This is a genomic window from Paraglaciecola sp. L1A13 (assembly GCF_009796745.1).
In the GTDB taxonomy this organism is placed as follows: Bacteria; Pseudomonadota; Gammaproteobacteria; order Enterobacterales; family Alteromonadaceae; genus Paraglaciecola.
The window spans coordinates 37,824-56,888 of the sequence record NZ_CP047024.1; the positions used below are offsets into that span (position 1 = coordinate 37,824).

The window sequence follows — 19,065 nt, forward strand, 5'->3', positions numbered from 1 at the left end:
CAAGCAACTATAATGCGAAAGCGAAAGCATTCGTAAGAATAGGCTTGTAGCTCAGCTGGTTAGAGCGCACCCCTGATAAGGGTGAGGTCGGCAGTTCAAGTCTGCCCAAGCCTACCAAATCTTTTCGGTAGATTAGAAAAGATATCGATGTGACCGCATCGACCTGCATAGTTATGCGGGGCCATAGCTCAGCTGGGAGAGCGCCTGCCTTGCACGCAGGAGGTCAGCAGTTCGATCCTGCTTGGCTCCACCACTTAATGTGGACGGTCTTGCTCGCACAAAGCTAAGCCTTAATCAATACGTACTTATTAAGTATCTATTGATTAGGGTTTTTTAAACGCTAAATGTTCTTTAACAATATGGAAAGCTGATAAAGTAATCAAAACTAAGAGAACTCTTTTAAGAGCTTACTCTATCTGATTTGAAAATGAATACTTGTCACGCATACAAAGCAGAAATGCTAATAACTTCGGTTGTTGGTATGTCTGTACGTCAAATAAATAAAAGGTTATTTGGGGTTGTATGGTTAAGTGACTAAGCGTATACGGTGGATGCCTAGGCAGTTAGAGGCGATGAAGGACGTGTAAGTCTGCGAAAAGTTGTGGGGAGCCGACAAAATGCTTTGATCCACAAATATCCGAATGGGGAAACCCACCGCTTCGGCGGTATCGTACAGTGAATACATAGCTGTACGAGGCAAACGAGGGGAACTGAAACATCTAAGTACCCTTAGGAAAAGAAATCAACCGAGATTCCCCTAGTAGCGGCGAGCGAACGGGGATTAGCCCTTAAGCTAATTACAAGCGAGTGGAATGTGTTGGAAAGCACAGCGATACAAGGTGATAGCCCTGTACACGAACGCGAATTTTAAGTGAAATCGAGTAGGTCGGGACACGAGTTATCTTGACTGAACATGGGGGGACCATCCTCCAAGGCTAAATACTCCTAACTGACCGATAGTGAACTAGTACCGTGAGGGAAAGGCGAAAAGAACCCCTGTGAGGGGAGTGAAATAGAACCTGAAACCGTATACGTACAAGCAGTAGGAGCAGACTTGTTCTGTGACTGCGTACCTTTTGTATAATGGGTCAGCGACTTATATTTTGTAGCGAGGTTAACCGAATAGGGGAGCCGTAGCGAAAGCGAGTGTTAACTGCGCGTTTTAGTTGCAAGGTATAGACCCGAAACCCGGTGATCTAGCCATGGGCAGGTTGAAGGTTGAGTAACATCAACTGGAGGACCGAACCGACTAACGTTGAAAAGTTAGCGGATGACTTGTGGCTGGGGGTGAAAGGCCAATCAAACCGGGAGATAGCTGGTTCTCCCCGAAAGCTATTTAGGTAGCGCCTCGGACGAATACCACTGGGGGTAGAGCACTGTTAAGGCTAGGGGGTCATCCCGACTTACCAACCCTTTGCAAACTCCGAATACCAGTGAGTACTATCCGGGAGACACACGGCGGGTGCTAACGTCCGTCGTGAAGAGGGAAACAACCCAGACCGCCAGCTAAGGTCCCAAAATTATTGCTAAGTGGGAAACGATGTGGGAAGGCTAAGACAGCTAGGAGGTTGGCTTAGAAGCAGCCACCCTTTAAAGAAAGCGTAATAGCTCACTAGTCGAGTCGGCCTGCGCGGAAGATGTAACGGGGCTAAGCAATATACCGAAGCTGCGGACGCAAAGTTTACTTTGCGTGGTAGGGGAGCGTTGTGTAAGTGGCTGAAGGTGAACTGAGAGGTTTGCTGGACATATCACAAGTGCGAATGCTGACATGAGTAACGATAATGGGAGTGAAAAACTCCCACGCCGGAAGACCAAGGTTTCCTGTCCCATGCTAATCAGGGCAGGGTAAGTCGGCCCCTAAGGCGAGGCAGAAATGCGTAGTCGATGGGAAACGGATTAATATTTCCGTACTTGGTATATCAGTGATGGGGGGACGGAGAAGGTTATGCAAGCATAGCGTTGGTAGTCTATGTGAAAGTGTGTAGGGTTGAATCTTAGGTAAATCCGGGATTCTACATGCCTGAGACACGAGACGAGATTCTACGGAATTGAAGTTGCAAATACCCTGCTTCCAGGAAAAGCCTCTAAACTTATGATATATCGAACCGTACCCCAAACCGACACAGGTGGTCAGGTAGAGAATACTAAGGCGCTTGAGAGAACTCGGGTGAAGGAACTCGGCAAAATCGTACCGTAACTTCGGGAGAAGGTACGCCCCTGTTTGTGATTGAACTTGCTTCATGAGCGAATGGGGGCCGCAGTGAAAAGGTGGCTGGGACTGTTTATTAAAAACACAGCACTGTGCTAAATCGAAAGATGACGTATACGGTGTGACACCTGCCCGGTGCCGGAAGGTTAATTGATGGGGTTAGCGCAAGCGAAGCTCTTGATCGAAGCCCCGGTAAACGGCGGCCGTAACTATAACGGTCCTAAGGTAGCGAAATTCCTTGTCGGGTAAGTTCCGACCTGCACGAATGGTGTAACCATGGCCACGCTGTCTCCACCCGAGACTCAGTGAAATTGAAATCGCAGTGAAGATGCTGTGTACCCGCACCTAGACGGAAAGACCCCGTGAACCTTTACTATAGCTTGGCACTGAACATTGACCCTACATGTGTAGGATAGGTGGGAGACTTCGAAGCATCGTCGCCAGATGATGTGGAGTCAACCTTGAAATACCACCCTTGTATGTTTGATGTTCTAACGTTGACCCCTTATCGGGGTTGCGGACAGTGCCTGGTGGGTAGTTTGACTGGGGCGGTCTCCTCCCAAAGAGTAACGGAGGAGCACGAAGGTTGGCTAATCCTGGTCGGACATCAGGAGGTTAGTGCAATGGCATAAGCCAGCTTAACTGCGAGACAGACACGTCGAGCAGGTACGAAAGTAGGTCATAGTGATCCGGTGGTTCTGTATGGAAGGGCCATCGCTCAACGGATAAAAGGTACTCCGGGGATAACAGGCTGATACCGCCCAAGAGTTCATATCGACGGCGGTGTTTGGCACCTCGATGTCGGCTCATCACATCCTGGGGCTGAAGTCGGTCCCAAGGGTATGGCTGTTCGCCATTTAAAGTGGTACGCGAGCTGGGTTTAGAACGTCGTGAGACAGTTCGGTCCCTATCTGGTGTGGGCGTTGGATGATTGAAGGGAGCTGCTCCTAGTACGAGAGGACCGGAGTGGACGAACCGCTGGTGTTCGGGTTGTCATGCCAATGGCATTGCCCGGTAGCTACGTTCGGAATCGATAACCGCTGAAAGCATCTAAGCGGGAAGCGAGCCCTAAGATGAGTCATCCCTGGCAATTTAATTGTCCTAAAGGGTTGTTGAAGACTACGACGTTGATAGGCAGGGTGTGGAAGCGTTGCAAGGCGTTAAGCTAACCTGTACTAATTGCCCGTGAGGCTTAACCATACAACGCCCAAGTAGCTTTATGTTATTTGCGTAAGTATGAAGACAAGTATTGATAATCAAGAGTAAGACTAAAGAGATTTAGCGATGATTACGGCCTGACCTGAAAAGGAACGGCATCAGCTTTTTACATATTGATTTATTGAGTGCAAGCTTGATAGATAACAGTTTATGTCTGGCGGCCATAGCGATGCGGCCCCACCTGATCCCATCTCGAACTCAGAAGTGAAACGCATTAGCGGCGATGGTAGTATGGGGTTTCCCCATGCGAGAGTAGCACACTGCCAGACTCCCATTTAGAACAAAGCCACCTTAATCGGGTGGCTTTTTTCGTTTCTGGGCTAATGAAAATACCCAAGACAATCTACACAGCATCATCAAGGTGGCTTTATTCTAAAGCGCCATCGCGCAATGCCACTCCCGTATGAGAAACCTAATCCATCGAGTGTTACGCGGGGGAACCCAAGCAATACCGGTTCACGTAATACTGGTTCACGTAATACGCGGTATCCGATACGCGGCTAGGTGTCATACTTGCCTGTAGCATCTCATCCATCCATGAAAGTTCATGGGCAGGTATTAATTGTGCCGATGACATTAGCCATTATGGTGCTAAAGACTATCGTGTTAAGTGAATGTCAAAAATGAACACAAGCTAAATCGAATCTATTAGTAAATACTAATCTGTATTTACAAATGGTGGGTCCAAATCAGTCACTTGAACACGTGTGGTGAGATGTTTTAGATTTATGTCGCCACAAAAAATAGTCTATCTGACTAAATATATATAAACAGTGTCGTTGTGGGCACTAAAATATAGTTTTGCTAAATGATTCTTAGTGAAGTCAGCCTAACTTTTATTATTGCATTCCTCTCCGGTGGTTAGGGTAATTACATTCATATTTCCGAGATTGTCTAACTCCTTAATGATCTCATTAATCTGCTAATCTAAATCGTGCATTATTAATACAACATAGTGAATAGGTTTTTATTTGTTGAAGACTGCATAAAAGATTTGTATTACTTATCATGCGTGCCGAGCACAGTAATACTTCTGTTTCTCGATTCATTGGTAGGTAGTTACGCATTAGCTGCCGCCATGGGGCTTCTAATAACTAACTATAGTCGCGCCAGGTTATTGATTGATAAATCTCTGCTTCAATTTGACACATAAAATAGCCTGTACCTTTACATAGTGAAATATATTTGGGGCTGAATGTGATTATTGCATTAGTAAAGTCGCTTTGAAGTTTCTTGATATGGCCAGGAGTTGTTCGAGAGTATATTCACAAAGTTGAACCCTAATAAAAGTGTGGGATGCATAATGCGTGAAGGTATAAGTAGCGTAAAAATTATCTGCGTTAATATATACATTCTAGGCATGACTTTTTTTTCGGGTTGAGTATTCCATTCGTTCGCCGGTTTTGGTGCGTCGTATATTGAATAATATTTGTATTTACCCAATCTATAATAGACAAGCTCACGGTCCAAATTAATCATTAATCTACTTTTAAATAATAAGATATTTATGCTCTGCTTTGTCATGACAAAAAATAGTAGCCAGTTATTAAGTATCCATATCCAGGTTAATGATTTTTTTCGGTAAAGGCTGAGCATTTTTAATGTTGTATTGCCGATCGAATATAGCGTTTGTTTAAGTAGGTCGTATGTTACTCAGTTTATATTCGATTATTTTTCGCTATTACGCATAACATATATAACACTCGTATCAGCTAATAGTCTTCATTTTGAAGTGAAACGTCTCAATTTTAGGCAGATTGAGTATAAAACCAGCGGTCGAATCGTTTTATTCAATAAAGGGTTGCGCTGTCAGTTTTGATCTCTATAATGCGCCTCTCGCTTCGGGACAGCCGCTAAAACAGCTGCACCGACACTGGGTTTACCCAGGTAATTGCGGACTCTTCGGAGTCAAGTGGTTAGCGTGATGCAGGGCAGTTTAGTTTGCTGATTCGGTTTGAGATTTACGTCAAAAATTGATTCGAAATTAAATGAAGTTAAAGCCTTGACATCGAAACTTGAGAGCGTATTATACGCCTCCCGCTTAAGAGGGTCTTCGGACAGTATCTTAAGCCGCTTCTTCGGAAGCACGCTACGAAGTAGCACTGCTCTTTAACAATTAATAACAAAATAATCTGTGTGGGCACTCACTTGATGAGTGTCTACCAAAAAAAATTCATGTTCGATAAATATTTAATTGAAGAGTTTGATCATGGCTCAGATTGAACGCTGGCGGCAGGCCTAACACATGCAAGTCGAACGGTAACATTTCTAGCTTGCTAGAAGATGACGAGTGGCGGACGGGTGAGTAATACTTAGGAATATGCCTTTGCGTGGGGGATAACTATTGGAAACGATAGCTAATACCGCATAATGTCTTCGGACCAAAGGGGGCTTCGGCTCCCGCGCAAAGAGTAGCCTAAGCGAGATTAGCTTGTTGGTGGGGTAAAGGCTCACCAAGGCGACGATCTCTAGCTGTTCTGAGAGGAAGATCAGCCACACTGGAACTGAGACACGGTCCAGACTCCTACGGGAGGCAGCAGTGGGAATATTGCACAATGGGCGCAAGCCTGATGCAGCCATGCCGCGTGTGTGAAGAAGGCCTTCGGGTTGTAAAGCACTTTCAGTTGTGAGGAAAGGTTAACGGTTAATACCCGTTAGCTGTGACGTTAGCAACAGAAGAAGGACCGGCTAACTCCGTGCCAGCAGCCGCGGTAATACGGAGGGTCCGAGCGTTAATCGGAATTACTGGGCGTAAAGCGCACGCAGGCGGTTTGTTAAGCTAGATGTGAAAGCCCTGGGCTCAACCTGGGAATTGCATTTAGAACTGGCAGGCTAGAGTTTTGGAGAGGGGAGTGGAATTCCAGGTGTAGCGGTGAAATGCGTAGATATCTGGAGGAACATCAGTGGCGAAGGCGACTCCCTGGTCAGTAACTGACGCTCATGTGCGAAAGTGTGGGTAGCGAACAGGATTAGATACCCTGGTAGTCCACACCGTAAACGCTGTCTACTAGCTGTTTGTGGATTTAATCCGTGAGTAGCGAAGCTAACGCGATAAGTAGACCGCCTGGGGAGTACGGCCGCAAGGTTAAAACTCAAATGAATTGACGGGGGCCCGCACAAGCGGTGGAGCATGTGGTTTAATTCGATGCAACGCGAAGAACCTTACCTACTCTTGACATACTAGAAACTTTTCAGAGATGAATTGGTGCCTTCGGGAATCTAGATACAGGTGCTGCATGGCTGTCGTCAGCTCGTGTCGTGAGATGTTGGGTTAAGTCCCGCAACGAGCGCAACCCTTGTCCTTAGTTGCCAGCCTTAAGTTGGGCACTCTAAGGAGACTGCCGGTGACAAACCGGAGGAAGGTGGGGACGACGTCAAGTCATCATGGCCCTTACGAGTAGGGCTACACACGTGCTACAATGGCGAGTACAGAGGGAAGCAAACTTGCGAGAGTAAGCGGATCCCTTAAAGCTCGTCGTAGTCCGGATTGGAGTCTGCAACTCGACTCCATGAAGTCGGAATCGCTAGTAATCGCAAATCAGAATGTTGCGGTGAATACGTTCCCGGGCCTTGTACACACCGCCCGTCACACCATGGGAGTGGGTTGCAAAAGAAGTAGCTAGTTTAACCTTCGGGAGGACGGTTACCACTTTGTGATTCATGACTGGGGTGAAGTCGTAACAAGGTAACCCTAGGGGAACCTGGGGTTGGATCACCTCCTTACTATTAGGTTAGGCCTCATCAGGTCGAGTGTTCACACAGATTATTTTGTTGTTAGTAAAGAAGAGCAAAAAAGAATGCTTGGGTAACAAGCAACTATAATGCGAAAGCGAAAGCGTTCGTAAGAATAGGCTTGTAGCTCAGCTGGTTAGAGCGCACCCCTGATAAGGGTGAGGTCGGCAGTTCAAGTCTGCCCAAGCCTACCAAATCTTTTCGTAGTTAGAAAAGATATCGATGTGACCGCATCGACCTGCATAGTTATGCGGGGCCATAGCTCAGCTGGGAGAGCGCCTGCCTTGCACGCAGGAGGTCAGCAGTTCGATCCTGCTTGGCTCCACCACTTAATGTGGACGGTCTTGCTCGCACAAAGCTAAGCCTTAATCAATACGTACTTATTAAGTATCTATTGATTAGGGTTTTTTAAACGCTAAATGTTCTTTAACAATATGGAAAGCTGATAAAGTAATCAAAACTAAGAGAACTCTTTTAAGAGCTTACTCTATCTGATTTGAAAATGAATACTTGTCACGCATACAAAGCAGAAATGCTAATAACTTCGGTTGTTGGTAATGTCTGTACGTCAAATAAATAAAAGGTTATTTGGGGTTGTATGGTTAAGTGACTAAGCGTATACGGTGGATGCCTAGGCAGTTAGAGGCGATGAAGGACGTGTAAGTCTGCGAAAAGTTGTGGGGAGCCGACAAAATGCTTTGATCCACAAATATCCGAATGGGGAAACCCACCGCTTCGGCGGTATCGTACAGTGAATACATAGCTGTACGAGGCAAACGAGGGGAACTGAAACATCTAAGTACCCTTAGGAAAAGAAATCAACCGAGATTCCCCTAGTAGCGGCGAGCGAACGGGGATTAGCCCTTAAGCTAATTACAAGCGAGTGGAATGTGTTGGAAAGCACAGCGATACAAGGTGATAGCCCTGTACACGAACGCGAATTTTAAGTGAAATCGAGTAGGTCGGGACACGAGTTATCTTGACTGAACATGGGGGGACCATCCTCCAAGGCTAAATACTCCTAACTGACCGATAGTGAACTAGTACCGTGAGGGAAAGGCGAAAAGAACCCCTGTGAGGGGAGTGAAATAGAACCTGAAACCGTATACGTACAAGCAGTAGGAGCAGACTTGTTCTGTGACTGCGTACCTTTTGTATAATGGGTCAGCGACTTATATTTTGTAGCGAGGTTAACCGAATAGGGGAGCCGTAGCGAAAGCGAGTGTTAACTGCGCGTTTTAGTTGCAAGGTATAGACCCGAAACCCGGTGATCTAGCCATGGGCAGGTTGAAGGTTGAGTAACATCAACTGGAGGACCGAACCGACTAACGTTGAAAAGTTAGCGGATGACTTGTGGCTGGGGGTGAAAGGCCAATCAAACCGGGAGATAGCTGGTTCTCCCCGAAAGCTATTTAGGTAGCGCCTCGGACGAATACCACTGGGGGTAGAGCACTGTTAAGGCTAGGGGGTCATCCCGACTTACCAACCCTTTGCAAACTCCGAATACCAGTGAGTACTATCCGGGAGACACACGGCGGGTGCTAACGTCCGTCGTGAAGAGGGAAACAACCCAGACCGCCAGCTAAGGTCCCAAAATTATTGCTAAGTGGGAAACGATGTGGGAAGGCTAAGACAGCTAGGAGGTTGGCTTAGAAGCAGCCACCCTTTAAAGAAAGCGTAATAGCTCACTAGTCGAGTCGGCCTGCGCGGAAGATGTAACGGGGCTAAGCAATATACCGAAGCTGCGGACGCAAAGTTTACTTTGCGTGGTAGGGGAGCGTTGTGTAAGTGGCTGAAGGTGAACTGAGAGGTTTGCTGGACATATCACAAGTGCGAATGCTGACATGAGTAACGATAATGGGAGTGAAAAACTCCCACGCCGGAAGACCAAGGTTTCCTGTCCCATGCTAATCAGGGCAGGGTAAGTCGGCCCCTAAGGCGAGGCAGAAATGCGTAGTCGATGGGAAACGGATTAATATTTCCGTACTTGGTATATCAGTGATGGGGGGACGGAGAAGGTTATGCAAGCATAGCGTTGGTAGTCTATGTGAAAGTGTGTAGGGTTGAATCTTAGGTAAATCCGGGATTCTACATGCCTGAGACACGAGACGAGATTCTACGGAATTGAAGTTGCAAATACCCTGCTTCCAGGAAAAGCCTCTAAACTTATGATATATCGAACCGTACCCCAAACCGACACAGGTGGTCAGGTAGAGAATACTAAGGCGCTTGAGAGAACTCGGGTGAAGGAACTCGGCAAAATCGTACCGTAACTTCGGGAGAAGGTACGCCCCTGTTTGTGATTGAACTTGCTTCATGAGCGAATGGGGGCCGCAGTGAAAAGGTGGCTGGGACTGTTTATTAAAAACACAGCACTGTGCTAAATCGAAAGATGACGTATACGGTGTGACACCTGCCCGGTGCCGGAAGGTTAATTGATGGGGTTAGCGCAAGCGAAGCTCTTGATCGAAGCCCCGGTAAACGGCGGCCGTAACTATAACGGTCCTAAGGTAGCGAAATTCCTTGTCGGGTAAGTTCCGACCTGCACGAATGGTGTAACCATGGCCACGCTGTCTCCACCCGAGACTCAGTGAAATTGAAATCGCAGTGAAGATGCTGTGTACCCGCACCTAGACGGAAAGACCCCGTGAACCTTTACTATAGCTTGGCACTGAACATTGACCCTACATGTGTAGGATGGATAGGTGGGAGACTTCGAAGCATCGTCGCCAGATGATGTGGAGTCAACCTTGAAATACCACCCTTGTATGTTTGATGTTCTAACGTTGACCCCTTATCGGGGTTGCGGACAGTGCCTGGTGGGTAGTTTGACTGGGGCGGTCTCCTCCCAAAGAGTAACGGAGGAGCACGAAGGTTGGCTAATCCTGGTCGGACATCAGGAGGTTAGTGCAATGGCATAAGCCAGCTTAACTGCGAGACAGACACGTCGAGCAGGTACGAAAGTAGGTCATAGTGATCCGGTGGTTCTGTATGGAAGGGCCATCGCTCAACGGATAAAAGGTACTCCGGGGATAACAGGCTGATACCGCCCAAGAGTTCATATCGACGGCGGTGTTTGGCACCTCGATGTCGGCTCATCACATCCTGGGGCTGAAGTCGGTCCCAAGGGTATGGCTGTTCGCCATTTAAAGTGGTACGCGAGCTGGGTTTAGAACGTCGTGAGACAGTTCGGTCCCTATCTGGTGTGGGCGTTGGATGATTGAAGGGAGCTGCTCCTAGTACGAGAGGACCGGAGTGGACGAACCGCTGGTGTTCGGGTTGTCATGCCAATGGCATTGCCCGGTAGCTACGTTCGGAATCGATAACCGCTGAAAGCATCTAAGCGGGAAGCGAGCCCTAAGATGAGTCATCCCTGGCAATTTAATTGTCCTAAAGGGTTGTTGAAGACTACGACGTTGATAGGCAGGGTGTGGAAGCGTTGCAAGGCGTTAAGCTAACCTGTACTAATTGCCCGTGAGGCTTAACCATACAACGCCCAAGTAGCTTTATGTTATTTGCGTAAGTATGAAGACAAGTATTGATAATCAAGAGTAAGACTAAAGAGATTTAGCGATGATTACGGCCTGACCTGAAAAGGAACGGCATCAGCTTTTTACATATTGATTTATTGAGTGCAAGCTTGATAGATAACAGTTTATGTCTGGCGGCCATAGCGATGCGGCCCCACCTGATCCCATCTCGAACTCAGAAGTGAAACGCATTAGCGGCGATGGTAGTATGGGGTTTCCCCATGCGAGAGTAGCACACTGCCAGACTCCCATTTAGAACAAAGCCACCTTAATCGGGTGGCTTTTTTCGTTTCTGGGCTAATGAAAATACCCAAGACAATCTACACAGCATCATCAAGGTGGCTTTATTCTAAAGCGCCATCGCGCAATGCCACTCCCGTATGAGAAACCTAATCCATCGAGTGTTACGCGGGGGATCCCATGCAATACTGGTTCACGTAATATGCGGTATCCGATACGCGGTATCCGATACGCGGCTAGGTATCATACTTGCCTGTAGCATCTTCCTGCCAGCCATTCATTCATTCATGAATGTCGTTCAGGCAGGCGCTGCAATGCAGCTAAAAAAAAAGCCTTCGACGCGATACGCGATATCCGAAAGACACCGCCGACTCCCATTAAAGAAAGGGCTATCCTTAATCCCGCCGCGACCAGGGTAGCCCTTTTTTTTATATCTGGCATTTAGTTCAAGGTCAGGTGTTGTCAGGTATTAATTGTGCTGATGACGTTAGCCATTATAGTGTTAGGGGCTACTGTACTTTGTGACGCTCAAAATCGAATGGATAGCATTACCAAACGCATACTTTTCAGTCGCATTGGCTAGTTAGCAAATTAATGAAAATCTCGGGAACGAGTTTCGAGCTCTACAAAGAGGTGACTTAGGTCATGCAGCTTACCGGCAATAATATGGGTAACACCGCCATCTCCGCGCTCTAAGATACCACTCACCTTCAAGATCGTGGCTTTTAAATAAGCTTGTTTTTGAGCCCTAGCTGTCGCTTGCCACACGATCACATTGCTATTGCCTGTATCATCTTCAAGGGTAATAAAGGTGACACCAGCAGCTGTTCCAGGGCTTTGCCTTCCTTTAACAAGGCCTACCACGGATACTACCGATTTATGTTGAATAATCTCGAGCTGACTCGCAGCTGTATACCGACCCAGTAACTTTGCATCACTTAATATTCGAATAGGATGTAAAGTTAAGCTAAGTCCTGTCGTACGATAGTCTTCAAGAACAGTATTTAAGGTTGTAGGTTGATCTGGTGTGTAATCGCCAACTAAAGAGAGCTGATTAAATAGCGGTAAATTGGGCTCAGCGTTCATTAGTAACCATTTCGTGGTGTATCTATTATTGCTGATCGATTGAAAAGCATTGGCGCTGGCCAGCGCTTCTAAGTGCCCGCTATTTAACCCGCTGTCTTTTAGTTCGTTTAATTGTTTAAATCCGTCAAAGGGGCGGTTTTCGATAACATGTTCAATTTGATTACGAGATACCCCTTTTACGAGTCTTATTCCTAATCGAATTGCCAACTTACCGTGGCAATTTTCTAGTATATGATCATAGCTTGACGAGTTAATGCACAGTGGAAGAATCTTTACGTGATGACGTTTTGCATCTTGTATCAGTTGATCGGGTGTATAAAACCCCATCGGCCAGCTATTCAACAAACCGCAGTAAAAGCTTTCTGGATAATAATATTTTAACCAAGACGAAACATAGGCAAGAACTGAGAAAGAAGCGGAATGAGATTCAGGAAAACCGTATTCACCGAACCCACATATCTGTTTGTACAGTTGCTCGGCAAATTGCGATTTATAGCCCCTAGCAAGCATGCCGTCGATAAGCTTATCTTTAAATTTAATCAGCTCACCAGTTTTTTTCCAACTCGCCATGGCCCTACGTAACTGATCCGCTTCACCGCCAGTAAAACCAGCAGCGACCATTGCTATCTTAATAACCTGTTCTTGAAATATTGGTACGCCCATAGTGCGAGATAAAACAGCTTCGACCTCTTTAGAGGGATACTCAACAGGCTCTTTTCCATCACGGCGGCGTAAAAAAGGGTGGACCATGTCACCTTGGATAGGCCCAGGCCTGACAATTGCAATTTGAATGACTAAGTCGTAAAAACACTTTGGCCGTAGCCTCGGAAGCATTGTCATTTGTGCCCGAGACTCTATTTGAAATACACCAACGGTATCAGCACGTTGGATCATGGCATATACGTCAGCATCGCTTGGTAACCGTGTTATGTCTGCAATGCTAATGACCTTACTCTGATGTTTAGTAATCAGATCGAAACTTTTACGAATGGCGGTTAGCATACCTAATGCCAGCACGTCGACTTTGAGTAATCCTAAACTTTCCAAATCATCTTTATCCCATTGGATCACACTTCGGTCCACCATTGAGGCGTTTTCAACGGGTACCAATTGATATAAAGGGTTGGCTGAAATGACAAAGCCACCTACATGTTGTGATAGATGCCTAGGAAATCCCTTTATCTCGTTAACTAATTGAATGAAGTGTTTCCCTTTGCCGGAACTTGGGTCGAGCCCAAGCTCTGTTATTTGTGCTTGCCAATTCAATAATTTATCGCGTTGGTTAATGTTTTTAATAAAAAAATCTATTTGAGATTCGTGAATTCCCAATGCTTTACCCACGTCACGAATAGCACTTTTATGTCGATAGGTGATCACGGTTGCTGCTATGGCTGTTCGCTCACGGCCGTATTTTTTATAGATATATTGGATTATTTCTTCACGACGTTCATGCTCAAAATCAACGTCTATATCCGGCGGCTCGTTACGTTCTTTTGAAATAAATCGTTCAAATAAAACCGATATTTGCCTAGGGTCCACGGCGGTAATCTCTAAGCAATAACAGACCACTGAGTTGGCCGCCGATCCTCTTCCTTGATAGAGTATATTTTGTGATTTTGCGAACTGTACAATGTCTGAAATAGTCAAAAAGAAAAACTCATACTTAAGCAAAGTTATGAGTTTTAACTCTTTGGCGATGATCCGCTTGATAGCAAGTGTGACGCCATCTGGAAAACGAATTGCCATTCCTGCCTTTACAAGTTTACGTAAATGTTCCGTTGGAGTCGAACCTTGAGGAATCAACTCAGCAGGGTATTGATAACTTAACTCACTCATATCGAAAGTGCATAATTGGGCAATATGGACACTCTCCGTTAACCAATCGGTTGAGTACAATCGTTTCAATTTAGCTAACGGTCGAAGTGAACGTTCGGTATTTTGTGGTATATAATTAACTACATGTTCTATATTTTTAACCTTGTGTATCGCATTTAGTACACAGAGTAACTCATATCGATCGGGGGCATGCATTAATACGCCACCACATGCGGTGACGGGAATCTGGAAATGATGCTGTAAGAATTCGCAGTGGGCTAAATAGTCTTGTTCGTTTGAAGTAAGATGTCGTTGGTAACCTATCCATAGGCGATTGGCATAGTGCCTACTTAACCACTTAGCCCAGTACTCGTCTCGGTTTTTATCTCCCTTGGGGATCCAAATGGCGAGGCAATGTTTAGCCGTTTTTAAATCCCATAATTCAAGGTGATAACAGCCTTTTTCAGCGCGTCTGCGTGCGTTGGTAATAATACGACATAACTCGGAATAAGCCTTGTGATTAGGGCACAATAATATGATCTCTAACTCCTCATTAAAATGAAACAAACTTCCAACGATTAGTCGAATATTGAGTTGCTTTTTTTTAATTTCGGAGTAAGCGCGTACTATACCCGCTACGCTACATTCATCAGTGATAGCAAGTGCTCGATAACCTAGAAAGTTGGCCTGTAAAATAAGCTCTTGAGGATGAGAGGCCGCTCGTAAAAAACTAAAATTACTTTGGCAAAATAACTCGGCATATTGGGTAGTGTTTTTTTGAGGCATTAGCTGAATATACCATGCAAAAACCACTGCTTTTCTGGCGTTCTAAATATCCAAAACCACTGGCCATCTTGACTCATTGCAATGAAGTAGTCTCTCACCACCGAATGATGGTCCCACCAACCTGTGCTTATCCGTTCAGGGCCATGCATGATTGACACGACTTCGGACAAAATGATTGGTGCAGGTAGCAGTAAACTGGGCCGCAAAGGTGAATTGTAAAGAGGAGTTGATTCTTTTATTTCTAATGGGGGGGTGTATTTTGATGCGCATTCCGGCCGATAGTCATTCATCGTACCAGGGCTAAATAACACATTATCACCTAATTTTGCACTGAGTAACGAAACCAGCTGTAAGCGTGAGACCGCCCCTTGCCTTCCAAGAAATAAATCCTGTTTGTCAGGACTGCGGACAAACGTTTTACCGGTAGCTAGTTGCAAAGCGACAATCGGTGCGCTCAATATCAGGCTTTCGAATCTTAAGGTCAGTAAGGCTGACCAATTTCGCGCCCTGTATTCACCTTGTTGTGATCCAATGTTAACGTTTAAAGGGGTCTTATCTCGTTGGTAAAGGGTCAGGTGAAGTTGTTGAGTGAGTTCGTCTCTTTGCAGTAAAAAATTCTCCAAACTCGTCAGTAGGTGTTGAATAGGCTTAAGTAATACATCACTACGTTCTATCTCATACAGCAATTCAATGTATTGTTGGAAATGCTCTTTGGGATGAAAAAAATCAACGGGATGTTTAAAATCCCCTCTGAGTTGACCAAGATAAGTAATCACTTGAGTATCAAAACGTTTAGCGAGATCACTAAACGGTACAGAGAATAATTGCTCAACCGTTTTTATCCCAACACTGTTTAGCTTCCCAATTTCTTTTGAAGTGAGATCGGTAAAAACCAGATCGATATGTTTGAGCGCCCCTCTTATTTCATCATGCTTAGGGGTGACTTTATTCCACCCTCTTACTGCCAGTAGTTTGGCTGCTAAAGGAGAGTGACCCGATGCATATGAAAAGTGAACATGATGGGAAGCCAGTTGCTTTTTTATCATGCCCCAAAGTGTGCTTAAGTCACCATATAAGCCCAACATATTATGGACTTTAAGTAGTAAGCCCTGCGGGCTAAAAAAACTAATATCAGAGACGGTTAAATATAGATTTTGGGCGATCAGGCTGAGTTGTTGTTGTTCAATTTTTGGATTAAAGGGCACCACTTGCAGATCACGATGTAAGGCTGCAGCGGTGCCTAGACTCATGTGCATTTTAATGCCTAAATCTCGTGCGGCTTGGTTTAACTGTACGATGCTGTTAGTTGAATCCAGTATTACCAAAGGAGAAGTTATAGCTCGTTCTTCAAGAGCGTAGGAGTCCAGCTGCAGATTAGGAAAATGTAAATATAACCATAAAGAGTGCATCCTACAGACTAACCAGTCAGGCTATGAATGGTGGCAAGTGGTATATTTTTTCTAATGGGCAATCGACGCGTGAGAGCTGGCCATGCCTTAACCATGTTAACGACAAACGGCTCACTGTGACTGCCGCCTTTGCGTTTCGTGATGGTCACGTCAATACCTTCCGGTGCAGCTGCAAGATCCATCGTCAATGAAACCGGCAGTGAGAAGTGTTCGTGCGTTTTCTGACGAATAATGATACTCAGTGCACCACCCGTTTCTGCGGCGAATTGCAGTCGCTTCGCTTGATGGATTTCCAAAGATTGATGCCAAAGAAAAACGCCTTCACAACAGCCACTTTTTAAACATTGCTCTGCTGACCATAATGCATCTTTAGCATTTTTCGGTTCAATAATGAGGATGCGTGTTAGGTCAAAACCTAGCTGCAATAGCATAGGGCCATTCAAGCGAACGGGCGGTGCAATAAACACGAGTAACTTCTCGCTACTTTGCTGACGCAGTACAAAACTGGGCAGTAATAAACGTAACTCACCGATGCCGATTGCCGTACTGACATCCACAACGCCTTGTTCGGGCAAACCACCTTGTAAATGCGCATCTAATGCCTCGAAACCACTAGGAAGTGTATTTTGAGCAGCGCTTACTTGGCTTGCTTGCCAAAGTAGGCGCTTATTTTTAAGTTCATCAATAGTGGGTTTCATATGTCACCTATACTGTATGTAAACACAGTATATTGAACGTGCGTTGATATGCAAGTCCTACACATAATCAGTAAAGGTCAGATTATGGATGTAATTGATTCAACATATGATTATTTTTCTAAATGCCGCCATAAAGAGGAAGGAGGTTTATAGGCGTAATTGACTGGGAGTAAAACCGGTCCAACGTTTAACCGCCCGTCTAAAGTTGGGGACGTCTGAAAATGCCATTAAACTGGCTGTATCTTCGTTATTGAGTTTTTTGACTTGTAACAAATGGATAGCTTGCTGCACGCCAAGCTCATCTTGTAATTGCTGAAACCGTATATTATTTAATTTTAATTTGCGCTTAAAGGTTGCCGGACTCATACCGAATGTTAATGCTGTTTCCTGAAGCGTTTGGTGGCGCTTATTGCGTAGAGAGTTCCTAAGCGCTTCAACAAACCCGCAGTTAATTTGCTCGTGTTGAGTAAGTTGTTGCACAGCATGCCATTTAAGGCTTTTGCTTTGTAGTATAAAAGGAATATTTAACCATTGAACATCAAGACGGATGCGCAGAAGTGGCTGAGAAAAGTTAAGTCTGAACCCTAAATTCTCTTCATATTCTTGAATATGCCTAGGCCTGGCAAACGGAAAGTCGAAATGAAAGGGTACTCTGCGACCAAGTAGCAATCTTGTGGCTGACACGAAAGCGGTTAAGTAGCTTTCAACAATGAACTGCCATTGAGCACCACAGCCTAGGGCATCATTCATCACCAAGTGTAATTGCTGATTGTCACGGTAGCTGTACGCATGTAAGAAGGGGCAAATTTGCATGCGAAACATGTACAATAAACGAAGCGCGTCTTGCAGGTCTTGACTATGTAAAAGGGCGTTAGAAATATGCCCATAGTTACCTGGGAATACGCGTCTACCGAGTAAGAATGAGCAATCATACCCAGACACCTGCGTTCGTACGTTAGCAATTAAGCGCAACAGTTGAGCAGGGCTTAATAACGTACCGCCTGATTTCATATCTTGATAAAAAATTTGCGTGCCGCGTAATAAGCGATCTTTATTTGCGCCTCGGGCAATGGCTAAGTCCATCAAACTGGCTGCTAACTGATGGGCGGGCATAAATTTATCGTCTACGCCGACATGATTACGTTGCGCGTTTTTCATCTACGCGTACTGTTTATAACTATCTAAGCGCTGATTTACCCGGTTAATGATGTTATCTACTGCATCGCCCACTCGATCGGCCTCAGCGGCAATCGTCATAGAATGATAAACAGGCGTGTCCTGTTGGGCGGGTTTAAACGCTAGATGTGAAATGGCTTGGCGAATATGGTGTGCTAGTTCATCTGCGAGCGCTAGATTAGTATCGGGTAATAATAAAATAAAACGATCGCCTGCATAGCGACAGGCTAAATCTGTTTTGCGTAAATTCATCAATATCAGCTCAGATATTTCACGTAGTAATCGGTCACCTTCATCTGGGCCAAATTGGCGATTAAAGGCATCAAAATTGTCAATGTCTAGCATCATGATTGAAAAAGGACTGCTGTCTTTGGTTCGCAACTGCATGTCTATTTGACCGCGCATATAGTCAGCTCGGTAAAGCTGGGTAATAAAATCAATCTGATCATGTTCGCGCAGGTTCGCTTCCCGGCGATTTAGCTGACGATTTAACGCTAATTGCTCGTGATGCCAGCGCCACAAGGCATAGCTCATGATAAACATACCTATGCCAGCCGGTATAGATTCTATTAAGCTTAAACCGGCCGCGGCCGCTTGGTAATGCACCACTTCATCAAATAAATCGAGTAGCGCCGAAAACATAAAGCAACTCAAACCGAGCACGAGTCCTGTGGTGACATTTCCTGGGGGTCGACTAATTAATAAAAAGAACAGCCAAATCAGCGAAAAAGCGGCAATACTGCCTTCTCCTAAAATATCTAACCCGCTTATTTCTTGCCAATCTTTTAACTGGCCAAGACCAAAACTTAAGCTGACCGCAAGAGCCAGACATGCGGCAATAACCGAAATTAAAGTTTGATGACGGGCTAATAACGATAAATTCATAACGGCTTTCTCAAACAACAAAATCTAATCCTGACACAAAGCAATGATAGCTAAGGGGTCATATTGGCTCAGCAAAGTGACAGTTGAATGAATGCAGAGCAGCGATGCGTGTTTAAAACCCAGAGTCGAATAAGCATATTCGCCGAATACATGGCAGGTCAAATCGGCTCATTCAGAGTGAAATTTGGCTCATTATTCAGCTAATTGACGGTTGAAGTACCCGTTGAAGGTAAAGGCGTTCATGAAACTGTCACATGGGCTGGCTAGCGTGGCGGGCAATT

Annotated in this window: 5 protein-coding genes, 4 tRNA genes and 5 rRNA genes; 9 read left to right on the forward strand and 5 right to left on the reverse strand. The window is 45.4% G+C overall.

Annotation, left to right across the window (positions count from 1 at the left end; translation table 11 throughout):
* Positions 1 to 40: 40 nt before the first annotated feature.
* The 9 genes from GQR89_RS00175 to rrf (GQR89_RS00215) all read left to right on the forward strand — a co-directional run bounded on the left by GQR89_RS00175 (position 41) and on the right by rrf (GQR89_RS00215) (position 10,935).
* Positions 41 to 117 (forward strand) — tRNA-Ile (locus tag GQR89_RS00175).
* Between the two features lie 60 nt (positions 118 to 177).
* Positions 178 to 253 (forward strand) — tRNA-Ala (locus GQR89_RS00180).
* A 271-nt stretch (positions 254 to 524) separates the two neighbouring features.
* Positions 525 to 3,409 (forward strand): 23S ribosomal RNA (locus tag GQR89_RS00185).
* A gap of 171 nt (positions 3,410 to 3,580) precedes the next feature.
* Positions 3,581 to 3,696, forward strand: a 5S ribosomal RNA gene (gene rrf, locus GQR89_RS00190).
* 1,922 nt (positions 3,697 to 5,618) lie between these two features.
* A 16S ribosomal RNA gene (locus GQR89_RS00195) occupies positions 5,619 to 7,150 on the forward strand.
* Between the two features lie 126 nt (positions 7,151 to 7,276).
* A tRNA-Ile gene (locus GQR89_RS00200) sits at positions 7,277 to 7,353 on the forward strand.
* 58 nt (positions 7,354 to 7,411) lie between these two features.
* Positions 7,412 to 7,487 (forward strand) — tRNA-Ala (locus GQR89_RS00205).
* Positions 7,488 to 7,759: 272 nt separating this feature from the next.
* Positions 7,760 to 10,648 (forward strand): 23S ribosomal RNA (locus GQR89_RS00210).
* Positions 10,649 to 10,819: 171 nt separating this feature from the next.
* A 5S ribosomal RNA gene (rrf, locus tag GQR89_RS00215) occupies positions 10,820 to 10,935 on the forward strand.
* The 16S, 23S and 5S rRNA genes sit together here with 4 tRNA genes alongside, the layout of an rRNA operon.
* Before the next feature lie 585 nt (positions 10,936 to 11,520).
* Here the strand turns inward: rrf (GQR89_RS00215) and GQR89_RS00220 are convergent.
* The 5 genes from GQR89_RS00220 to GQR89_RS00240 all read right to left on the reverse strand — a co-directional run bounded on the left by GQR89_RS00220 (position 11,521) and on the right by GQR89_RS00240 (position 18,784).
* On the reverse strand, positions 11,521 to 14,616 hold the full coding sequence (locus GQR89_RS00220) for an error-prone DNA polymerase (protein ID WP_158768195.1): 3,096 nt from the start codon (positions 14,614 to 14,616) through the stop codon (positions 11,521 to 11,523).
* Positions 14,616 to 16,025, reverse strand: a complete 1,410-nt coding sequence (locus tag GQR89_RS00225; protein ID WP_158768196.1) for a DNA polymerase Y family protein — start codon at positions 16,023 to 16,025, stop codon at positions 14,616 to 14,618. Before GQR89_RS00225 ends, GQR89_RS00220 begins: the two co-directional genes overlap by 1 nt.
* 8 nt (positions 16,026 to 16,033) lie before the next feature.
* The gene (imuA, locus tag GQR89_RS00230; RefSeq protein ID WP_158768197.1) at positions 16,034 to 16,723 is read right to left on the reverse strand and encodes a translesion DNA synthesis-associated protein ImuA; all 690 of its coding nucleotides are present in this window, start codon (positions 16,721 to 16,723) and stop codon (positions 16,034 to 16,036) included.
* Between the two features lie 147 nt (positions 16,724 to 16,870).
* Positions 16,871 to 17,881 carry an AraC family transcriptional regulator ligand-binding domain-containing protein gene (locus GQR89_RS00235; protein WP_158768198.1) on the reverse strand — a complete coding sequence of 337 codons (1,011 nt, stop codon included), beginning with the start codon at positions 17,879 to 17,881 and terminating at the stop codon, positions 16,871 to 16,873.
* Positions 17,882 to 18,784, reverse strand: coding sequence for a diguanylate cyclase domain-containing protein (locus GQR89_RS00240; protein WP_233269037.1), 903 nt, complete (start codon positions 18,782 to 18,784; stop codon positions 17,882 to 17,884).
* Positions 18,785 to 19,065: the final 281 nt, after the last annotated feature.

Coding starts and splice junctions, on each gene's coding strand:
- GQR89_RS00220 (WP_158768195.1), bottom strand. CDS start 14,616: ATGCCTCAAAAAAACACTACCCAATATGCCGAGTTATTTTGCCAAAGT.
- GQR89_RS00225 (WP_158768196.1), bottom strand. CDS start 16,025: ATGCACTCTTTATGGTTATATTTACATTTTCCTAATCTGCAGCTGGAC.
- imuA (WP_158768197.1), bottom strand. CDS start 16,723: ATGAAACCCACTATTGATGAACTTAAAAATAAGCGCCTACTTTGGCAA.
- GQR89_RS00235 (WP_158768198.1), bottom strand. CDS start 17,881: ATGAAAAACGCGCAACGTAATCATGTCGGCGTAGACGATAAATTTATG.
- GQR89_RS00240 (WP_233269037.1), bottom strand. CDS start 18,784: ATGAATTTATCGTTATTAGCCCGTCATCAAACTTTAATTTCGGTTATT.